Here is a 20,901-nt window from a genome sequence, read left to right as displayed (position 1 = left end):
TTATATAACAAGATGGCTAACTTACATCAGCCACCTTACTTTTTACAATACTTTTAAACCGAACGGTTCAATAGCATTGACTTGATTTGTCCAATTGCCTTAGTAGGATTAAGACCTTTAGGACAAACGCTAACACAGTTCATGATACTGTGACAACGGAATACGCTGAACGCATCGTCTAAGTCAGCTAAACGTTCTTCTGTTGCCGTATCGCGGCTATCAGCCAAGAAACGGTAAGCATGAAGAAGGCCAGCAGGACCTATGAACTTGTCTGGATTCCACCAGAACGAAGGACACGATGTTGAACAACATGCACACAGAATACATTCGTAAAGACCATCTAACTTATCACGTTCTTCGATCGTTTGAAGACGTTCACCCGCCGCTGGCGTGTCATTAATTAGATATGGTTTTACTTTTTCGTATTGAGTGTAGAACTGACTCATGTCAATAACAAGGTCACGTACCACAGGTAAGCCTGGTAATGGACGAACTACGATTTTACCTTTGCCATTTTTTTGCAGCGTAGATAAAGGTGTAATACATGCTAGACCATTTTTACCATTCATGTTGACACCGTCAGAACCACACACGCCTTCACGGCATGAACGACGAAATGATAAGGTTGGATCTTGCTCTTTTAATAATAAAAGTGCGTCCAATACCATCATGTCGTGGCCTTCTTCCGTTTGCAAAGTATACTCTTGCATACGTGGGGCGTTATCAACATCTGGATTGTAACGATAAACAGAAAATTGTACTTGTGCCATCGTCTCGCTCCTAGTAGGTACGTGCTTTAGGTGGAAATGCTTCGCGCAGTTTAGGCGCATAGTTTACATCACGCTTGCTCATTTCATCCGTTACCGGATTGAAAACTGAGTGACATAACCAGTTTTCGTCATCACGATCTGGGTAGTCAAAGCGAGAATGCGCACCACGGCTTTCTGTGCGGAAGTTTGCAGCAACTGCTGTTGAGTATGCTGTTTCCATCATGTTATCTAATTCAAGACATTCGATACGTGCAGTATTGAAATCTGATGATTTATCATCAAGACGCGCATGTTGCAAACGTTCACGAATTTCTTTAAGTTCTTGCAGACCCGCAGCCATAGACTCACCTTCACGGAATACCGAGAAGTTAAGTTGCATACATTGTTGTAGGTCTTTCTTGATTTGAACTGGATCTTCACCTTGACCAACAGCTGAGTTTTCCCAACGGTTGAAGCGAGCAAGAGCCGCATCTAAATCTGATTCTGACGCATCTTTTGATACTTCAACATCATTTAAGTATGTGCCAAGGAAGTTACCCGCTGCACGACCAAAAACAACTAAATCAAGTAATGAGTTACCACCTAAGCGGTTTGCACCGTGTACAGATACACAGGCAATTTCACCTACTGCAAATAATCCTTCAACTACTTTTTCGTTGCCTTGGGCGTCGATTTGTAGCGCTTGACCATTTACGTTAGTTGGAACACCACCCATCATATAATGACACGTAGGGATTACTGGAATTGGTTCTTTAGCAGGATCAACGTGTGCAAATGTTTTCGCAAGGTCACAAACACCTGGAAGGCGTAAATTAAGCGTTTCTTCACCAAGGTGATCAAGCTTAAGTTTAATGTGTGGACCCCAAGGACCATCACAACCACGCCCCTCACGAATTTCCGTCATCATTGAACGCGCAACTACGTCGCGTGACGCTAAATCTTTTGCGTTCGGTGCATAACGCTCCATGAAGCGCTCGCCATCTTTATTTAAAAGATAACCACCTTCGCCACGACAACCTTCAGTAACAAGTGTACCCGCGCCAGCAATGCCAGTAGGGTGGAATTGCCACATCTCCATGTCTTGCATTGAGATGCCAGCACGTGTTGCCATACCAACACCGTCACCAGTGTTGATGTGTGCATTAGTTGTTGATGCAAAAATACGACCCGCACCACCCGTTGCTAATACAACCGCTTTTGACTTGAAGTAAACAACTTCACCTGTCTCAATATCAATCGCAGTACAACCAACAACATTACCATCGTCGTTTTTAACTAAATCTAATGCATACCACTCTGAGAATACATTGGTTTTATTTTTAACGTTTTGTTGGTAAAGAAGGTGTAGTAGCGCATGACCTGTACGGTCAGCTGCAGCTGCTGTACGTGCGGCTTGCTCACCACCAAAGTTTTTCGATTGACCACCGAAAGGACGTTGGTAAACACGGCCATTTTCAAAACGAGAAAATGGTAGACCCATGTTTTCTAATTCAGTAATGGCTTCAGGTCCTGTTTTACACATATATTCGATAGCGTCTTGATCGCCGATAAAATCGGAACCTTTAACAGTATCGTACATGTGCCATTCCCAGTTATCTTCATGTGAGTTACCCAACGCAACCGTAATACCACCTTGTGCGGACACAGTGTGCGAACGGGTTGGGAAAACTTTAGAGATAAGTGCACAGGTTTTACCTGATTCAGTGATTGCAAGTGCTGCGCGCATACCCGCACCACCTGCGCCAATCACGACGGCATCAAATTCACGAACAGAATATTTCACTTAAACACCCCATAAAACAATTAGACCAATAGCTACGTACGCCGCGGCCATAAGGTTTAATACAAACCCTAAAGCAGCACGCAACTTTGCGCATTTAACATAGTCTGTTAGTACTTGCCAAAGGCCAATACGGGTGTGAACCATAATGCAAACCAGGGTAATTAGCGTAAACCCTTTCATTGCTAGGTTTGAAAACAGGCCTTGCCATGCTTCGTAAGTGACTTCTGGCGACGCTAAAAAATAGCCAATAATAAAAATCGCATACGCGGTAATTACGAGTGCCGTGGTACGTAAAGATACGAAATCTTGTACGCCATCACGCTTAAGAGTTGCTTGATTTAACACCATATCCACACCCCTGCTAATACGGAAGCCACAACGCCAAGTGCCATAGCAATTTTAGCGCTGAGGTTACCTGATTCAAGTTCTTCCCAATGTCCCATATCCATAATGATATGACGAATACCGCCGATAAGGTGATACGCCAATACAGAAATGGTGCCCCAAGCTATGAATTTGGCAATGAATCCGCTAAACAGACCCTTGACGAATTCAAAACCTTCAGCTGAAGAAAGAGACTCTGACCAAGCCCAAATGACAAACGTTAAAGCAAAAAATAATGCAACACCGGTGACGCGGTGAAATATTGATGCTTTAGCCGTTGCCGGCATAGATATAGTTGTTAGATCTAGATTTACAGGTCTTTGCTTTTTCACAGTTACTTGCCCATCTTGCCCACTTAGGAGCTCATCTACTTGTTTTTCTAAACCCACCAAAAATGAATTTTTCTGATGGAACTATCTAAATAAACTTTATTAACACAAGAAAAGTTCACATTTTTGCAAAAATCACATGTAAAAATAACGTTTACCTACAGACAATACGGTATAAAACCTTCGATAGTATATATAGCCAACGGTCTTTTTACAATTCTTGTTTAATTAGAGATATTTGCGAATTAGCCAATGGTATAATATTTAATCCTCTCAGAATATTTATTATACATTTGTGCATAATGTTTATAAAAATTGACTTTAACCCCCTCTTTCACGTTAAAATGAAAAGAATGTGCTTAAACAAATTCAGAACATAACAATCAGAGTTGTTATCTTAATAGGAGATAAATAGATGGCGGATAAAAAAGCCACAGTCCATATTGATGGTCTAGATCCAATCGAACTTCCAATTTACAAAGGTACTGCAGGTCAAGATGTAATCGATGTACGCACGTTAGGTGCACACGGTCATTTCACATATGATCCAGGTTTCATGTCGACTGGTTCTTGCGAATCTTCAATTACTTATATTGATGGCGGCAAAGGTATCTTGCTTCACCGTGGTTACCCAATTGAGCAATTAGCTGAAGACTCAGATTATGTTGAGTTATGTTACTTACTATTGAACGGTGAGTTACCATCTAAAGAGCAATACACTGAATTTGCAAAAGAAATCACTCATAGCACTATGCTTGATGAAAAAATTGCAAACTTCTTTCAGGGTTTCCGCTTTGATGCTCACCCAATGGCTATGCTGTGTGGTGTTGTTGGTGCATTATCATCTTTTTATCATGAAGACCTTGATATTACGGATGCGACACAACGTAAAACAAGTGCTGTTAAACTTATTGCTAAGCTACCAACAATTGCTGCAATGGCTTACAAATACAACGTTGGCCAACCGTTCGTGTACCCACGTAACGACTTAAGCTATGCTGAAAACTTCTTACATATGATGTTCTCTGTCCCTGCTGAAGAATACAACGTGAGTCCTGTTGTTGCTAAAGCAATGGACAAAATCTTCATGCTTCACGCTGATCATGAACAAAACGCTTCAACGTCAACAGTACGCCTAGCTGGCTCATCTGGTGCTAACCCATATGCGTGTATCGCAGCAGGTATTGCATCTCTTTGGGGCCCTGCACATGGCGGCGCTAACGAAGCATGTTTAAACATGTTAGAAGAAATTGGTTCAGTTGACCGCATCGATGAATACGTCGCTAAAGCGAAAGATAAAGCGGACCCTTTCCGCCTTATGGGCTTTGGACACCGTGTTTACAAAAACTTCGATCCACGCGCAACAGTAATGCGTCAAACGTGTCATGAAGTACTTGCAGAGCTTAATATTCAAGATCCATTGCTTGATATTGCAATGAAACTTGAGCAAATTGCACTTGAAGACCCGTACTTTGTAGAGAAGAAACTTTACCCTAACGTAGATTTCTACTCAGGTATTATCTTAAAAGCAATTGGTATTCCAACAAGTATGTTCACTGTGATCTTCGCAATGGCACGTACAGTTGGTTGGATCACTCACTGGGATGAGATGCTATCTCAGCCTGGTCATAAGATCAGCCGCCCACGTCAGCTATATACGGGTTACACACACCGTGACTACGTATCAACTGATAAGCGTTAATAATTAAATTATCGAAAAAAGGTCGCTTTAGCGGCCTTTTTTGTTGCTGATTTTTACTATTAACAGTTGAGAATTATCTTAAAGCCATTACAATTCCAGCAACTTTTACTGTTTGGTTTTTTTATGTTTGCTGTTGAAAAAATTCGTGCTGATTTCCCACTCTTAACACAAAAAATAAACGACCAACCTCTTGTTTACCTTGATTCTGCTGCAACATCACAAAAACCCCAATCAGTTATTGCTGCGACAGAGCTTTTTTACACACAGCAGAATGCAAATGTTCATAGAGGTCGTCATTCACTCAGTGAACAAGCAACAACAGCCTACGAAAAAGCGCGTGATAAAGTTGCCCAATATTTTAATGTGCAAAGCCGTGAAATTGTTTGGACTAAAGGTGCTACTGAGGCATTAAACCTAATTGCTTGTGGATTAACTGAACAACTTGATAAAAATTCAAGTATCGTTATTACCCCACTTGAACACCATGCAAACATCGTCCCTTGGCAACAATTAGCACTTAAAACTGGTGCTAAATTACATATATTACCGCTTGAAGCGGATGCAACATTCAATATGTCAGCCTGTATTGAATTTTTAAAACAAATAAAACCAACCGTGCTTGCGCTCACTCATGCATCAAATGCATTGGGAAATATAACAAACCTAAGCCCACTGCTTAGTACTGTAAAAGGTTTTAATACCATCACTATCGTCGATGGTGCTCAAGGCGCGATGCACCTACAGCCTGATTTAAATATACTCGATTGTGACTTTTATGTGTTCTCTGCACACAAAATGCTTGGTCCAACTGGCGTGGGTGGCCTGTATGGTAAGTATGAGCGTTTAAACGCCTTACTGCCTTATCAAACGGGTGGAGAAATGATTGAAACGGTGAGCCTTTTCAACAGCACGTTTCGCGATGCACCTGCCAAGTTTGAAGCAGGCACACCAAATATTGCAGGTGTAATCGGGTTTTCTGCCGCATTAGATTATCTTTCTGAACTTGATAAGAATGCAGCCTACGACTATGAACAAGGGCTATTTAACTATGCGGTTAATAAATTAAACGAAATCGATGGCATCACAATTTACAGTAATTTAGAACATAATATTGGTACCATTTGTTTTAATTACAAAGACGAACACCCATTCGATATTGCGACATTACTTGATGGATTTGGTGTTGCCGTTCGTAGCGGCCACCATTGTACCCAACCTTTAATGGTACATCTGGGTATCAACGGCAGTGTACGGGCAAGTTTTTGTTTTTATAATACTCACCAAGATATAGATATTTTCATTAATGCTCTGCACGAATGCATCGCTTTATTAGATTAAAAGTAGATAAGCAATGAATAAAACGTTTAAAGAAATAGCACAAACCCTGAAAAATGCACCCGGCTGGCAACAAAAGTACCGTGAGATTATGTTACTAGGGAAACTATTACCGTCTATGCCTGACATTTTAAAAACACACGATGCACTTGTACCTGGTTGTGAGAGCAAAGTATGGTTGTATTTAGACTTTGACCTTGAAGAGAGCTGCATCGTACTTGTCGGTGATTCTGATACTCGGATCGTCAAAGGCTTATTAGCACTCATTTTGTCACTATATAATGGTTTAACACCTACGCAGATTCTATCAATTAATGCTTTTGAAGAGTTTGAGAAGCTTGGTTTGATTAGCCATTTAAGCCCATCTAGAGGGAATGGTGTTAAAGCCATTGTCGAGCGAATTCAAACAATGGCTGCACAAAAGTAGCTTTAAACTTGAACTAATCGTTGCTTTTTATCTAAATACTTACGAATTGCTTTGGCTGCAACAAAAAAGCCAAAGCTTCCTGTGATCATCGTCGCAGAGCCAAAGCCATTATTGCAATCCATATTCATGGAGCCATCAGCATTTTGTTTTGCATGGCAAACACTGCCATCACTGCCTGGATACACAAGTTGCTCTGTTGAATAAACACAATCGATATTAAACTTGCGTTTTGGATTGCTACTAAAGTTGTACTGTTTACGTAAAATATAGCGTACTTTAGCTAGCAGCGGATCTTGTGTTGACTTAGCAACATCACCAAACGTAATTTGACCAGGGTCAGTTTGCCCACCGGCGCCACCAGTAGTAATAATCGGCAACTTATTACGTTTACAGTGGGCAATTAATGCGGCCTTTTCTTTCACTGCATCAATGCAATCAATGACATAGTCAAAATTTTGAATATGTTCACGAATATTATCCAAAGTAATAAAATCATCGATAACAGTAATTTCGCATTCCGGGTTAATCAGTTGACACCGTTCTTTCATTGCATCAACTTTTGCTTCACCAATAGTTCCCGTTAATGCATGTATTTGCCGGTTAACGTTCGTCGCGCAAATATCATCAAGGTCTATTAACGTTAGTTTACCAACACCCGTTCTAACTAATGCTTCAGCAGCCCAGCTACCTACGCCACCAATACCAATCACACAAAAGTGTGCATTTTGTAGCCATTCAAATTGTTGTTGCCCGTATAAGCGCTTTATACCGCCAAAGCGAATATCTATTACAGAGTCTGTCATTTACCAATCCAATTGCCATGGCTGCTGCCATGAATGAAAGTTTTCGTGTTTAGTAATTTGTGCAAATTGAGTATTGCTATTAGGTTCACAAATAAAACGATATAGCTCGTTATCCCAAAGAAAGCACAGTGCATAAGCATGCAAATATGTACGTTCAGCAATCGTGCCACCGTAAAGCGCATCACCTAAGATAGGCGCTGATATGCTTTTTAGAGCAACCCTTAATTGATGAGTTTTACCTGAGTAAGGTTTTAAAATAAAGCCGCGTAAATTAGCCGCAACACTCATCGAATAAAAACGAGTAATAGCCGGGTTTTCTGTTGTATTTAAAAGTTTATAGCTGCTACGGCGAGATTTGGCCATATCACCCTTTACCCAGCCTTGTTTTTTCTTAGGCTTTGCATCTGACAATGCCAAATAATATTTGTCTACTTCATGAGCAGTGAATTGCCGAGTAAACTCAGCTGCGGCCTCACTACTGCGCGCCAAAATAATTAAGCCAGATGTAACTTTATCTAAACGATGTACTGCATACAGTTTTTCATTTAACTGCTGCTGTGCAATCACAACAAATCCGGGCCCCTCTTCACTATGAAAATTAAGCCCTGCTGGTTTTTCTATGACATAAAAGTCATTATGCTGCGCATGAACATGCAATGGGGTATGTTGTTTATCCACAATGTGTGTTGCTTCGTAAATAATTTACTACACGCGTTAAGTCTTCAGGTGTGTCAACACCTGCATGCGGTGCTATTTGTGCTTGCTCAATTTTTATTTGATGCCCATGGTAAAGCACCCGTAACTGCTCTAACGACTCAAATTGCTCAAGCGGCGAAGGTGTCAGTTTGATGTACTCTTTGATAAACCCAGCGCGATAAGCATAAATCCCCACATGACGCTGGTAATTTGCAGTATTAATTAAGTCATGGTTTGCTCTATCCATCATATTTGCACGATCAAATGGTATACTTGAACGTGAAAAATACAAGGCATTTTTATTAACATCACTGACTACTTTAACCGCATTGGGATTAAATACATCCTCTATATCATCAATCGCAACACTGAGCGTGGCCATAGGTGCTATTGAATCAGCCAGTAGTGCAGCTACTTGTGTCACATTTTCGGGGGCTAAAAGCGGCTCATCACCTTGCACATTTACAACGATTGTATCATCTGGCAATGCCAATAAATCCATCACTTCTGCAAGGCGTTCTGTACCTGAGTGATGATCTTCTCGTGTGATAAGCACATCAGATGTAAAAGCTTTTACTGCATCAAATACTTTTTGATGATCGGTGGCAATAATTACTTTGCTGGCACCCGAAGCGATCGCTTTTTCGTACACATGTTGAATCATCGGCTTTCCACAAATATCAGCAAGTGGCTTGCCTGGTAGTCGAGTAGATGCAAAACGCGCCGGTATTACGACTACGAATTCCACTTGTCTACCTCGTCTTGGCTTAATTCACGCGCTTCGTTTTCAAGTAATACTGGGATGTCATCAACGATTGGGTAAGCAAGTTTTGCCGCTGTACTTACCAATTCATTATTTTCTTTATCTAAGCGCAACTTTCCTTTGCCTACAGGGCAAGCAATTATTTCAAGTAATTTTGTATCAAAGGCCATCGAGGATCCCTTTTTCTTTAAGTAATAAATTTAGTTTGTTAATTACCGCAGTTGATGGTTTGGCATCAACAGGTAAAAAGTACCATGTTGGTTTTGCAAAAGTGTGGCATTTTACCGCATCTTTTTCCGTCATAAAAACGGCTTCTTCGTTATATTTTTCAAAATCAGTCACCGAATATGCATAGTGATCACGATAATGTGCTGTTGATAGTAACTCTATACCTTGGGCTGTTAAGGTGCGTTCAAATCGTTTAGGGTTACCTATCGCGCTGACTGCATGCCCTTTTAGTAATGGTTGCTGTGCTTGTTTCCCGTTTGCTACAAGTAATAATGGCGACGCTTGAAGTTGATAATTAAATTCATGCTCTCCTCCATTTTCAATCACTAAATCAACCGCGTTTAAACGTTTTTGTGTTTCTCTCAATGGCCCCGCGGGCATTAATAAACCATTACCAAAACGTCGCTCGCTGTCTACAATACAACATTCAATACTGCGCGCCATTTTATAATGCTGCATGCCATCATCAGAGATGATAACGTCTAATTTATTTTGCGCGCAGAGCATTTTAATATTCTGTGTACGATCAGGTCCAACGACCACTGGACACCCTAATCGACGCTGGATAAGAACGGGTTCATCACCCGCTTGCTCACACGTAACCGTTTTATCAACATTCAGCGGATAAGAATCTGATTTCCCTCCATAACCACGACTTAAAACACCAACTTTTAAGCCTTTTTGTTGTAAATGCTGAACAAGCCAAATTACAAAAGGGGTTTTACCATTGCCGCCAACGCTAATATTGCCAACAACAATAACGGGCACTGCCCCTTGATATGATTTAAGCACACCTAATTTATAACAAAGTGTCCGCAAAGATGAAATAAGCCAAAATAAACCACTTAAAGGCAATAACAATAATGTTATTAAGCTAAATTTTTTATACCAACTTTGTTCAATTTTACTCACCAGTGTTCACCAAACTGCATTTTACATAAAGCAGCATAGGTACCATCTTTTGCAAGTAAAGACGGATGATCTCCACTTTCAATCACTTTCCCGTTATCAATTACATATATTCTGTCACTGTGTTCAATCGTTGATAAGCGATGGGCAATCACGATGGATGTTTTATTTTTCATTAACACATCTAATGCTTGCTGAATCAATTTCTCTGATTCAGTATCCAGTGCTGATGTCGCCTCATCTAAGATAAGAATCGGGGCATCTTTTAATATCGCACGCGCTATGGCAATGCGTTGGCGTTGTCCACCTGAAAGCATCACACCATTCTCACCTACCATCGTATTTAAACCATCAGGCAAGTCTTTTACAAATTCCCAAACATGCGCTTGTTTTGCAACAGCAAGTAGTTCGTCCTCAGCCAATTCGCGTGAAATACCATAGCTAATATTATTCGCTATGGTATCGTTGAATAACACAACTTGCTGTGATACCAATGCAAACTGTTTACGCAAGTCAGCCAATTTGTAATCACAAAGCGCTACACCATCTAAGAGTATTTCACTCGGCTGTTGTAAATCGTAATACCGTGGTAAAAGGTTAGAGATAGTCGACTTACCAGAACCAGAACGCCCAACTAACGCGATCCTCTCACCTGCTTTTATTGTTAAAGACAAATCATGTAATACAGCTTCATCTTTGGTCGGATACTTAAATGTTACATTTTTGACTTCAATTAACCCATGTACTTTATCTACAGTAACTGTCCCTGTGTCCTTCTCAATATCTTGATCCAGTACTAAAAAGATACTTTGCGCCGCAGAAATGCCACGTTGTAAGTCACTATTAACATTAGCTAGTTGTTTTAATGGCCGTAAAAGCATCATCATTGAAGATATCAACACCATAAAATCACCAGACGTAATGGCGTCAATCATTGATGGCATTGACACTATCCATAAAATAACAGCCATTGCACTGGCCGCTAAAATTTGGATAACTGATACACTTACAGCTTTAGTCGCATCCATTTTAATGCGTTGTTGGCGATTATGATTATTAACTTTGGCAAACTGCGCTATTTCTTGTTGTTGGCCACCAAAACCATGAATAACTTTATGACCGCTTAGCATTTGTTCTGAGCTACGGGTAACTTGTCCCATTGCGGATTGAATATTCTTAGAGATATGGCGAAAGCGTTTTGAAACTACAGATACAATAATCGCAACCAAAGGAATAATAACTAAAAAGATTAAAGACAATTTCCAACTGGTATTAAACATCACGGCCAATAAAAACACCACAAAGGCACCTTCACGCACAACGACTAACAATGCTTTTGTTATTGCTTGTTGGACTTGTTCGGTATCAAAGGTAATTTTTGAGATCAAATCGCCCGTTGAATTTTGATCATGAAATGACACAGGTAAATGGAGAATATGTTCAAACAATTGCTGACGTAATGAACGTACGACCTGAGAGCCTACATAGCTCAAGCAATAAGATGACATATAATTAAAAACCCCTCGTCCGATAACGAGTGCAATAACTACAAAAGGTGCGTATTTTAAAACATCGCTATTTCGCTCATTAAGCCCCTGATCAATAAAAGGTTTCATCAATTGAATAAATAAAGCATCCATCGCTGAATAGCCGATCATGCCTACCACGGCTAAGATTGCAACGCTTTTATAATCACCCACATACGTCAATAAACGCTTATAAATTTGTGATGTAGTTTGATCCATAACACTCTCTAATTCATAGTCTATGGGTATTGTAGCCTCCAGCAACATAAAACTAAACTCAATCTTTTAGAAACCAATAACTTTCATCCCTTGCAACGCGAACACGGTAACTATTTTGATAAAAAAGGATCTGTACTTGACCTTGCGTACCTGTAACATGTTGCTTTATTTGTTTGTTACTATAGCGCTCAACAACCTCAAAATGAGGAAGTTGCCACTGCCCCTTATATGCACTGGAATGAATAACAACGTCGGGCGACACCGCGTCGATAAATTCTTCACTTGAAGAGGTATTGCTCCCGTGATGAGGACTTAATAACACAGTACTTTTTAGATCTAAATTTTCAGATAACAGTTCATTCTCACGCGCTATTGAAATATCGCCAGGTAATAACACACTAAAATTGCCATCACTAATTTGAATGACGCAAGAGTTATCATTATCTGAGCTAAAATTTCCTTTATTCTCAATGACATTAATTTTTAAACTATGAAAATCATAACTACCAGCAAGACATATTTGCTCCACTCCTTCTGGTTGTAATAAATTAAACGTATCCGCGTAACCGTGTTTTAACCAGTGATTTAGTCCTCCGGCATGATCCTTATCCATATGACTAATAACTGTATGCTCAACCTCAATATCATTATTTTTTAGATAAGGAATTAACGTGCTTTCTATTCGACTGAATTGATTAAAATATATAGGGCCTAGATCATACATAAAACCTTTATTCTGTATCGTTATTAGTGCCATGGTGCCATGCCCTACATCGAATATATCTACTTGCCAACGAGCCCTAGCTTGTAATAATTCATCAACTAACACCAGACAAAAAGGGAATAGCCCAATAATAAAATACCGCGGGAATAGGTAAATAATTGTGGCGCTTACGTAGCAGCCTAATACTATTGCGAGTTTTGGTTTTGTCGTGTCATACCAGCGGTAATCTACAGGGATAGCTAAAAGTAGTTGATACATTTCAAACAATAAAAAATCAAATAGCGCTATAAGCTCACGTACTTCTACAAAAAAACTTAGCAAGCTAATAAAAACCAAGCAAGGCATAATAACGATACTAAGCAGTGGTATAGCTATTAAATTTACTGCTAAGCCAATAAAGCTTACTCCACCAAAGTAATGCAAGGATAGCGGTAACAAGCCGATTGTTAATGCTAACTGTATAATAACTAGCATTTTAATTGTTGTAAAAAAGTTAGCTGGAAAACGTGTTCTTACAGTAAATATTAAGAAGATAATAGCCACTGCTACGAATGAAAAATATATCCCAGGACTCAATAAGCTAAATGGATCAATTACAAGCACACACACTAACGCAAACAAAATACTCCGCCATTTTAATGTTTGCTTAGAGCAATAATAAACAAGTAAATAACAACCTAGCATTATTAATGCACGCGTAGCTGAGACTAAAAAATCACTTAAATAAACATAACAAAATGCTAAACTAAACCCACCAAAGCTATAGATCACTGATAAATTAAGTTTTTGACTAAATAACTTTATAAAACACGATACGAATATTTTGCTAACAAAAAAGCCAATACTGAAAATTAAACCTATATGTAAACCTGAAATAGCAAGTAAATGACTCAATCCAAACTGCTGTAATTCATTTTTTTGCTCGAACGACATTAAACTTCTTTCCCCAGTCAATAGTGCATAGTAAAGCCAATTAAGTTGAGTCACTTGGTAAGTTTGCTTAATAAAATCACGGTAGCTTTGTCGTAATGTTGCCTTAGGCCGCCGCGTAATTTGAATATCACTGCCTATCTGCTTTGCTTTATAAAATAAACGCTGGCTAAAAGCATGCTGCTCTTTATCAAAAACATCAAAATTTTTCTGGCTACGGTATTGAACCAATTTAAGCTTAGTGGTGATGCTATCTCCAATAGATAGCAATTCATCTACCTTTAAACTCACTAACGCCAGGGGGGGCTTAATTTTTGATACGTTTTTCTCGTGAATTGATTCAATTTCAACTTTTAAATAATACGCATCACGTCTTGAAATTACCTCTACAACTTTAAATGTACTTAGTAGCGATTGATTTTCGTGCAACTGTTCCGCGTTAATTGAATAAAAGCTATAAAAATGTACCCAAACACATAAAATTGAGCAAATAAAACCTAACAATACAGGTAAAAACGGCTTAAAATACAAGCTCGCAATTGTTAAAGATGAAGCGAAGAGAATAAACACAAGGGTCTGATAATAAAAAACGGTTATTAAACAACCTACAACAAACCCAATGCTTAACCACACAGATGTAAATGGTTGCTTTAAATGGCTAAAAAAACGATCCAACGGTTTTTACCCGATCACAATACAGTTAAACATCACAAATTTTTAAAAATTTTTGGTCGTTTATTGCATGATGCTAATTTGTGGCATTTAAATCGACGCTCTGCACGAGGTGCATTTGCAGTTGGCTTATTTTTCGCATTCATCCCTGTTCCTTTTCAAATGGTTTTGGCTGCAGCGTTAGCCATTCCTTTACGTGTAAACCTACCGATTTCTGTTGCCGTAGTCTGGATCACTAATCCTTTAACCATGCCGCCTATTTTCTACTGTTCTTATTTAGTCGGAGCAATTGCTTTAGGGCATCCTGAGCAACATTTTGCATTCGAACCAACTTGGCAGTGGTTTATTGAGAGTTTGACGACCATAGGTCCTGCCTTTTTAGTTGGTTCTATTATTTGTGCCAGTATGGCGGCAATACTCGGCTATTTTGGTGTTGATTTACTATGGCGTCGCTCTGTACGTAAAGCTTGGTTGAATCGCCATAAATAAACTCATCTATAAATAATAGTTCACACACTATTATTAACATTCAATTTTTGGTTCATTTAAATCCTGTTAATTGAATAATAATGAAGTATAGAACAAAAAAGCCCTCCTTATAAAAAGGAGGGCTTTTTTGTTTAAATCACTCTGTGATAATTACTTATCACATAAGATTTCTCTTAACGAAATACGCGGCGTAAACCCACTAATGGTAACAATAATAATGTATACCAAGGGAAACTTGCAGATTGGCGCTCGTAAGTCTCGGTTGCAGGATCAGAACAACTTTCAACTTCACCATTAATTGGAGTCAATTTAATGGGAACAGGTACACTTTCGTATTCAATGTCCCCGTTAGTATCTCTGACAACGCCACCTAGTGAATCAGTTTTTTCAACTGTTTTTGTTGCAACACCGAAAATTTCATTATCATTATTGATAACTCGTGCTTCAGAAACAGTGTATTTATACCTTGTTTCACCATCAAGTTCATAGCAAGGTAATAAGTCATTCAAATTAGTAATTTTATCATCACCAATTTTATATAAAAAGCCTTCACGACGGCGATTTGATGTATTATATACATCCGTTTCACCTTCGCCTACAATATAGCCGTTATCATTTATACTATTAGCGAATGAGCTTGAGCTACTAAAGTAGTCCGTAGGGAACACTGTGCTGTTGCTCGCTATATCATGATAGAAAAGTTTGTAACGTTGTGCACCATCAATTTGTTTTGATGCATAGCCTACAATAATATTATTTTCACTAATAGCAGATGCTTGACCCTCCACCCAACCATCTTCTTGGTTGACTATCTCAGTTACCTTACCATCTTTATAATACGCAGGTAATGATATAATAGTACTCGCTCGATCATAATAACGAACACTAGAATAACCTACAGCAATATCTTTTCCATTTACTGCTATGGCATTACTGCTATATGCAAAGCTCTCACTTTCGTCATCTTCTGGTGTAAACCCTAAACCTAGCTCTTGCGTTTTTGTGATATTAAGATTGTCATCTAAAGTCCACATAACAGCACGTTTATCAAACAACCCGCCACTTCTCTGATGGGTTATATTTAAACGCTCTATGCATACGGATACAAGCTCATCTTTACCATCACAACTATCGTCAATATTTTTTTGACGATCTGCAGGTATCCCTGTAGAAACTTGCCCGACAACTACATAGCCTGAATTAGTTTTAACAATATCGTTAGCGGTACTAATACCGCCATGTTCTGAAAACTCTGGTATTAGCGGAACTTCTGCGCCTGAAGGCGATAAAATGATACCTCGTGATATAAAGTCACGAACGAACTGTGTTTCTTCCTCTGTTTCACCGTCGGCAGTGAATGTTGTTTTGTCATAAGGCGCCGTACCCCAACCGACAGATACTCCATCTTCTGAAACAGCGTTATAAAGATTATTTACAGAACGAGTTAGGCCATCGTAATCAACAGATGAAATGTCAAATAACACTTGCTCTTGCGCACTGCTATTTAGATAGTTAATACCAACAAAGCGACCTATTTTTTGATAATCAGGGTTATTAGCTTGTGATGCAAGAAATGAAAGCATAAAAGCATGGGCGTCAGGGTTAAGCGCAGCTGCATTTTCATTTTTTATTTCATCAAGCGTAAACGTTATTTCTTTGTTAATTTTTTCATAATTAGTCTTAAGATTGCTATATGCCGTCTTGATTAAATCAAGTTCAAAATTTATATAGCTAACATCAATTGGGAAATTATACAAATTTTCTGCAAGCCCTATGATATGACCGCTATTGCTGACATCGCTGATATAATTTTTTTTAGCTCCATCATACGACTCTAATTCCGTTAGTTTATACGTTGCACTGAGTGCCGATGTGCTAATCGTCGCTAAAATACTGGCAGCGAGTAATTTATATTTCATTTTAGTCCTTACTACTGATTCTTTAAATCTTCAAGTTCTTCCCAGCGCTCCAAAGCGGCTTCGAGGTCAGACTCAAGTTGTGCTAAATGGTTCAATTGTTTCGTCGTTTCACTGGCGTCTTGCTTAAAAAAATCACCATCATTGACAACAATTTGCTGAGCTTCAAGCGCTTTTTCTATTTCTTCCAGCTTACTAGGTAACTGTTCCAATTCAAGTTTTAATTTGTAAGATAATTTATTACTTTTGTTATCATTTTTTACCACAGGTGTAACAGGCGCTACTTCTACCTTTTTAATAACAGGTTGCGTATTTTTTTTCTGCTCATCAGCTAAATAATTAACATAAGCTTCATAGTCGCTATAACCACCAACGATATCGGTAATAACGCCATTCCCCTCAAATGCCCACACACTCGAACAGGTATTATCAATAAACTCTCTGTCATGACTTACAATTAAAACAGTACCTTGATATTGATTAATAATATCTTCTAATAATTCAAGTGTTTCAATATCCAAGTCATTGGTTGGCTCATCGAGCACTAAAATATTTGAAGGTTTTAAAAATAACTTGGCTAATAATAAGCGATTTTTCTCACCACCTGATAGCGCTTTAACTGGAGTACGAGCACGTGCCGGTGGGAATAAGAAATCTTGTAAATAGCCAAGTACATGACGTGAACGACCATTCATCATCACTTCTTGCTTACCTTCGGCGACGTTATCTTGCACTGTCGCCTCTTCATCAAGCTTTTGACGGTATTGATCAAAATAGGCAAACTCTAAATTAACACCTTGTTTAACAATACCTCCGTCCGCTTCTATATCACCAAATAGCAGTTTTAATAAGGTAGTCTTACCAATACCATTTGGCCCTACAAGTCCAATACGGTCACCACGCATTACTAGTGTTGAGAAATCATTAGCAATTACTTTGTCTTTATTGAACGCATGATTTAGGTGCTTAGCTTCAAATACCAATTTGCCTGATCTGTCAGCCGTTTCAATATTGAAATCAGTTTTACCAACTTGATCAACACGTTGCTTACGTTCATTACGTAATTGCTTTAACTCTCGAACGCGTCCTTCATTACGTGTTCGACGTGCTTTAACGCCTTGACGGATCCACGTTTCTTCTTCAGCTAAACGTTTATCAAATAATGCGTTTTGTGTTTCTTCAACTTTTAAATCGTGCGCCTTTTGTTCTAAATAGGTCGCGTAATCACCTGGGTAAGAAATTAATTTACCACGGTCTAAATCTAAAATACGTGTTGCAACTGCGCGAATAAAAGCACGGTCATGAGAAATAAAGACAATTCCGCCTTTAAACTCTTTTAAAAATTGCTCGAGCCACATGACACTTTCCATATCTAAATGGTTGGTAGGCTCATCGAGTAATAATAAATCAGGCTCACTTACAAGTGCACGTGCAAGGGCGACTTTGCGTAACCAACCACCTGAAAGTGATTCAAGTTTTGCATCAGGAGAAAGCTCTAACTGTGTAAGCACTAATTGAATACGGCTATCAAAGCGCCAACCATCTGCGGCTTCCAATTGATTTGATAAACGCTCAAGTTTATTTAGCAACTTGTCTGTACAGTCAGTTTGTAACTCAGTACTAACATGGTGAAAATCAATTAATAAATTGGCAATTTCAGGCATCCCTTGAGCAACATAATCAAACACCGAGCCACTGGCTCCTTTTGGTGGATCTTGCTCTAAACGAGATATTTTGATACTACCTAACTGATTTATTTCACCATCATCTAAAATCACTTGGCCATCAAGCACTTTTAAAAGCGTTGATTTACCAGCACCATTACGGCCAACAACACACACTCGTTCGCCAGTTTCAATGACAGCGTCTGCATTATCTAAAAGTGGATGCGTGCCATATGCGAGTTGAGCTTTAGAAATTCTAATTAAATCCATACTATCTGTTTACTCTTATTCTGTTTGCGTAAAAAACTGACGCACATCTTGCGCAGTAAAAGGCCAAAAAAATTGTTGGCCTCGTTCGCTTTCTAAAACCGGTATGCTGGTCTGATATTTTGAAATTAGCGTTTCATCGCTCATAATATCAATTAGCTGTAATGAATCATCATCTAGCAACGGCGTAAGCAAAGCATGTGCTTGCTCACATAAATGGCAGCCATCTGTATGATATAAAATCCATTTAGCCATGGGTAATCAACCAGCTATTATGTATTCTTTTATTGCGTTTAAAGTCAGGTGAAATCGTTTTCTCAGAAATATTAACCGCTTTTAATCCTAAGCCAATTAAACCGACTTCATCCATTGTAAAGCCACGCATATTGTTCGAGAAAATCAACGTCCCTGATGGACTGAGGATTTTTTTAACCCATGTCAGTAATTTAATATGATCATTTTGTACATCAAAGGCATCTTTCATACGTTTTGAATTGGAAAATGTAGGGGGATCTAAAAATATCAAATCATATTGACTGGTTGCATGCTCTAACCATTTCAAGCAATCAGCTTGCTCAAAGCGGTATCGCGTATTACTGATATTATTTAAATCAAAGTTATCTTGGCCCCATTTTAAATAGGTTTTCGATAAATCCACAGTCGTAATTGCTTTAGCTCCACCTAATGCCGCATGTACAGAAGCTGTACCTGTATAAGCAAATAAATTCAAGAAGCGCTTATCTTTTGAATTTTCTTGAATATAACGTCGTGCTAAACGATGATCTAAAAACAGCCCCGTATCTAAGTAATCAAATAAATTAACTTTAAACTTAGCACCAAATTCTTCGATAACTTGAGTACGATTTTGCTTTGCCATTGGCGTGTATTGTTCTTCGCCTTTTTGCTTTTTACGGACTTTTACGGCAATGTTTCCTGGCGCAATATTAAGCTGCTGTGCGGTCAATGAAATAACGTCTTGAAGACGCTTATGTGCCGTCACATCGTCAATTTCTTTCGGTGCAGCGTATTCAAATATGACTGCTGAATCACCATAAATATCAACGGCAACATTGTATTCAGGGATATCAGCGTCGTACACGCGATATGCGTGTATATCATTTTGTTTAAGCCAATTTTTTAAACCTTGCTTATTCTTTTTAACGCGGTTAGCAAACGACATTGAACCTTCAAAGTTCAATGCTGGTTTATCTTCCGTTGTTAAGCTTACTTGCTTATCGTCAAGTTGATATAAGTTAAGTACCACATCAAGCGGGCCATTTTTAAATTTATAGCGTTTGAGTTTTACTAACTTGAGTAGTTTAAATAAACTCTCATCCATACCTAATAACGCAAGTTTCCAATGATTAAAGTGTTTTTTAAATCCAGTCCCTAAACCACTATGTAAACTAACTAACTCAGCCATAGAGCCGATACGTTCACCATACGGTAAATTTGAAATGACCACACCCGGCAATTTTGCCACTGAGGTCAACTTGGTCGCATCGCTTTGTTTAAACTTGATCACATCGCCTAAATCAGCTCTACGGGCATTATCCACCGCTTTGCTAAGTACGTTAGAATCATTATCATGACCAATAAGCCATAGTTTAGGATCGGTAATTTGCGAGGTAAGTTGTTCTTTTAATTCTCTGTATTTAGCAACACGAAAGCTTGGTAAGCGCTCAAAAGCAAAACCTTCTCGGAATAAACCCGGAGCCTCATTGCGTGCCATACCTGCAGCTTCAATTAGAATAGTACCAGCACCACAACATGGATCAAATAACGGCTGTTGAACATTTTCAAGCCAACCACTGCGTTTAATCAGTGCGGCTGCTAAATGTTCTTTTATCGGTGCCTTGCCTTGGCCTTCACGATAACCACGCTCAGATAAACGAGGACCTGAATAATCAATATACATCGCCACGCCTTGGCGCGATAGCCGTGCAACAACACGCACATTGGCATTTTGTTTATCTACATTTGGGCGCTGTTCGAAAAGGTCATTAAAATAATCCACAATAGCGTCTTTAATCACAAGCCCTGAGAACTGGGTATTTTTCAATGAATCATTTGTTCCATTGAAATCAACAGCAAATGTTTGTGTAGGGCCGAACCATTCTTGCCAAGGTTGCGAACGAGCAAAATTGTAAAGACTCTCTTTGTCATCTACGCCTTCTTTCTCTTCGATCAACATCAGAACACGCGTTGCAAAGCGGCTCATTAAACAAACTTTTTGTGCTAATGTAGTGTCGGCGTCAAAACGCACAGAACCCACTGTTTGCTTGGTGACAGTTGCACCAATTTCAGTAAGTTCATCAACCAATAAATTTTCGATTCCGATCGAAGTAAGCGCGATAAATTGCAA

General features: G+C 39.0%; 19 protein-coding genes. 4 read left to right on the top strand and 15 right to left on the bottom strand.

The genetic code is table 11. The features are described 5' to 3' along the window. Positions 1 to 53: 53 nt before the first annotated feature. The 4 genes from A7967_RS03745 to sdhC are packed head-to-tail and all read right to left on the bottom strand — an operon-like array spanning position 54 to position 3,269. The gene (locus tag A7967_RS03745) at positions 54 to 770 is read right to left on the bottom strand and encodes a succinate dehydrogenase iron-sulfur subunit (protein WP_054204711.1); all 717 of its coding nucleotides are present in this window, start codon (positions 768 to 770) and stop codon (positions 54 to 56) included. Positions 771 to 780: 10 nt separating this feature from the next. After that, positions 781 to 2,553 carry a succinate dehydrogenase flavoprotein subunit gene (sdhA, locus tag A7967_RS03740; RefSeq protein WP_054204712.1) on the bottom strand — a complete coding sequence of 591 codons (1,773 nt, stop codon included), beginning with the start codon at positions 2,551 to 2,553 and terminating at the stop codon, positions 781 to 783. Then, complete coding sequence (sdhD, locus tag A7967_RS03735; RefSeq protein WP_054204713.1) at positions 2,554 to 2,901, bottom strand: succinate dehydrogenase, hydrophobic membrane anchor protein; 348 nt, start codon at positions 2,899 to 2,901, stop codon at positions 2,554 to 2,556. Continuing rightward, entirely contained in the window at positions 2,892 to 3,269 is a 378-nt protein-coding gene (gene sdhC, locus A7967_RS03730) for a succinate dehydrogenase, cytochrome b556 subunit (protein ID WP_082355599.1), read from the bottom strand. Before sdhC ends, sdhD begins: the two co-directional genes overlap by 10 nt. A 412-nt stretch (positions 3,270 to 3,681) precedes the next feature. On the opposite strand from sdhC, the gene A7967_RS03725 reads away from it, so the two are divergent. The 3 genes from A7967_RS03725 (at position 3,682) to A7967_RS03715 (ending at position 6,730) form a co-directional block, all read left to right on the top strand. Further along, positions 3,682 to 4,968, top strand: a complete 1,287-nt coding sequence (locus A7967_RS03725) for a citrate synthase (protein ID WP_054204714.1) — start codon at positions 3,682 to 3,684, stop codon at positions 4,966 to 4,968. A gap of 123 nt (positions 4,969 to 5,091) precedes the next feature. Next, positions 5,092 to 6,306, top strand: coding sequence for a SufS family cysteine desulfurase (locus A7967_RS03720; protein ID WP_054204715.1), 1,215 nt, complete (start codon positions 5,092 to 5,094; stop codon positions 6,304 to 6,306). A 13-nt stretch (positions 6,307 to 6,319) separates the two neighbouring features. Next, positions 6,320 to 6,730, top strand: coding sequence for a SufE family protein (locus A7967_RS03715; RefSeq protein WP_054204716.1), 411 nt, complete (start codon positions 6,320 to 6,322; stop codon positions 6,728 to 6,730). A gap of 2 nt (positions 6,731 to 6,732) precedes the next feature. Here the strand turns inward: A7967_RS03715 and tcdA are convergent, their stop codons facing one another. From tcdA to A7967_RS03680, 7 genes are read right to left on the bottom strand one after another with little or no spacing between them, the layout of a single operon-like run. Beyond that, positions 6,733 to 7,533: a tRNA cyclic N6-threonylcarbamoyladenosine(37) synthase TcdA gene (gene tcdA / locus A7967_RS03710; RefSeq protein WP_054204717.1), complete on the bottom strand. Its 801-nt coding sequence runs from the start codon at positions 7,531 to 7,533 to the stop codon at positions 6,733 to 6,735. Next, the gene (locus A7967_RS03705; protein WP_054204718.1) at positions 7,534 to 8,211 is read right to left on the bottom strand and encodes a TIGR01621 family pseudouridine synthase; all 678 of its coding nucleotides are present in this window, start codon (positions 8,209 to 8,211) and stop codon (positions 7,534 to 7,536) included. After that, on the bottom strand, positions 8,204 to 8,977 hold the full coding sequence (kdsB, locus tag A7967_RS03700; RefSeq protein ID WP_054204719.1) for a 3-deoxy-manno-octulosonate cytidylyltransferase: 774 nt from the start codon (positions 8,975 to 8,977) through the stop codon (positions 8,204 to 8,206). The genes A7967_RS03705 and kdsB overlap by 8 nt, the downstream gene beginning before the upstream one ends. Then, positions 8,965 to 9,162 (bottom strand): Trm112 family protein, encoded by a 198-nt coding sequence (locus A7967_RS03695; RefSeq protein WP_064435394.1) that lies wholly within the window; start codon positions 9,160 to 9,162, stop codon positions 8,965 to 8,967. The genes kdsB and A7967_RS03695 overlap by 13 nt, the downstream gene beginning before the upstream one ends. Then, on the bottom strand, positions 9,152 to 10,132 hold the full coding sequence (lpxK, locus tag A7967_RS03690; protein ID WP_054204721.1) for a tetraacyldisaccharide 4'-kinase: 981 nt from the start codon (positions 10,130 to 10,132) through the stop codon (positions 9,152 to 9,154). The genes A7967_RS03695 and lpxK overlap by 11 nt, the downstream gene beginning before the upstream one ends. After that, entirely contained in the window at positions 10,129 to 11,874 is a 1,746-nt protein-coding gene (gene msbA / locus A7967_RS03685) for a lipid A export permease/ATP-binding protein MsbA (RefSeq protein WP_064435393.1), read from the bottom strand. The genes lpxK and msbA overlap by 4 nt, the downstream gene beginning before the upstream one ends. Before the next feature lie 58 nt (positions 11,875 to 11,932). Further along, positions 11,933 to 14,161, bottom strand: coding sequence for a DNA internalization-related competence protein ComEC/Rec2 (locus A7967_RS03680; RefSeq protein WP_054453070.1), 2,229 nt, complete (start codon positions 14,159 to 14,161; stop codon positions 11,933 to 11,935). A 21-nt stretch (positions 14,162 to 14,182) separates the two neighbouring features. On the opposite strand from A7967_RS03680, the gene A7967_RS03675 reads away from it, so the two are divergent. Next, the gene (locus A7967_RS03675; protein WP_054204724.1) at positions 14,183 to 14,689 is read left to right on the top strand and encodes a DUF2062 domain-containing protein; all 507 of its coding nucleotides are present in this window, start codon (positions 14,183 to 14,185) and stop codon (positions 14,687 to 14,689) included. Between the two features lie 173 nt (positions 14,690 to 14,862). Here A7967_RS03675 and A7967_RS03670 read toward each other — a convergent pair whose 3' ends face one another. The 4 genes from A7967_RS03670 to rlmKL are packed head-to-tail and all read right to left on the bottom strand — an operon-like array spanning position 14,863 to position 20,901. Beyond that, the gene (locus A7967_RS03670; protein WP_054453072.1) at positions 14,863 to 16,608 is read right to left on the bottom strand and encodes a DUF3466 family protein; all 1,746 of its coding nucleotides are present in this window, start codon (positions 16,606 to 16,608) and stop codon (positions 14,863 to 14,865) included. Positions 16,609 to 16,619: 11 nt separating this feature from the next. Beyond that, positions 16,620 to 18,539: an ATP-binding cassette ATPase Uup gene (gene uup, locus A7967_RS03665; protein WP_064435391.1), complete on the bottom strand. Its 1,920-nt coding sequence runs from the start codon at positions 18,537 to 18,539 to the stop codon at positions 16,620 to 16,622. 15 nt (positions 18,540 to 18,554) lie between these two features. Further along, positions 18,555 to 18,791 carry a glutaredoxin family protein gene (locus tag A7967_RS03660; RefSeq protein ID WP_054204727.1) on the bottom strand — a complete coding sequence of 79 codons (237 nt, stop codon included), beginning with the start codon at positions 18,789 to 18,791 and terminating at the stop codon, positions 18,555 to 18,557. Then, complete coding sequence (gene rlmKL, locus A7967_RS03655) at positions 18,784 to 20,901, bottom strand: bifunctional 23S rRNA (guanine(2069)-N(7))-methyltransferase RlmK/23S rRNA (guanine(2445)-N(2))-methyltransferase RlmL (protein ID WP_054204728.1); 2,118 nt, start codon at positions 20,899 to 20,901, stop codon at positions 18,784 to 18,786. Before rlmKL ends, A7967_RS03660 begins: the two co-directional genes overlap by 8 nt.

The organism is Pseudoalteromonas neustonica, assembly GCF_001653135.1.
Lineage (GTDB): Bacteria > Pseudomonadota > Gammaproteobacteria > Enterobacterales > Alteromonadaceae > Pseudoalteromonas > Pseudoalteromonas neustonica.
The sequence above is the reverse complement of the archived record's forward strand: the minus strand, read 5'-3'. Positions and strand labels throughout refer to the sequence as shown.

Excerpts from the sequence above, each read along its gene's own strand:
- uup (WP_064435391.1), bottom strand. The coding sequence starts at position 18,539 with ATGGATTTAATTAGAATTTCTAAAGCTCAACTCGCATATGGCACGCAT.
- A7967_RS03695 (WP_064435394.1), bottom strand. The coding sequence starts at position 9,162 with ATGGCCTTTGATACAAAATTACTTGAAATAATTGCTTGCCCTGTAGGC.
- A7967_RS03745 (WP_054204711.1), bottom strand. The coding sequence starts at position 770 with ATGGCACAAGTACAATTTTCTGTTTATCGTTACAATCCAGATGTTGAT.
- A7967_RS03720 (WP_054204715.1), top strand. The coding sequence starts at position 5,092 with ATGTTTGCTGTTGAAAAAATTCGTGCTGATTTCCCACTCTTAACACAA.
- A7967_RS03670 (WP_054453072.1), bottom strand. The coding sequence starts at position 16,608 with ATGAAATATAAATTACTCGCTGCCAGTATTTTAGCGACGATTAGCACA.
- tcdA (WP_054204717.1), bottom strand. The coding sequence starts at position 7,533 with ATGACAGACTCTGTAATAGATATTCGCTTTGGCGGTATAAAGCGCTTA.
- sdhD (WP_054204713.1), bottom strand. The coding sequence starts at position 2,901 with ATGGTGTTAAATCAAGCAACTCTTAAGCGTGATGGCGTACAAGATTTC.
- A7967_RS03660 (WP_054204727.1), bottom strand. The coding sequence starts at position 18,791 with ATGGCTAAATGGATTTTATATCATACAGATGGCTGCCATTTATGTGAG.
- A7967_RS03675 (WP_054204724.1), top strand. The coding sequence starts at position 14,183 with ATGGCTAAAAAAACGATCCAACGGTTTTTACCCGATCACAATACAGTT.
- A7967_RS03715 (WP_054204716.1), top strand. The coding sequence starts at position 6,320 with ATGAATAAAACGTTTAAAGAAATAGCACAAACCCTGAAAAATGCACCC.
- A7967_RS03725 (WP_054204714.1), top strand. The coding sequence starts at position 3,682 with ATGGCGGATAAAAAAGCCACAGTCCATATTGATGGTCTAGATCCAATC.
- msbA (WP_064435393.1), bottom strand. The coding sequence starts at position 11,874 with ATGGATCAAACTACATCACAAATTTATAAGCGTTTATTGACGTATGTG.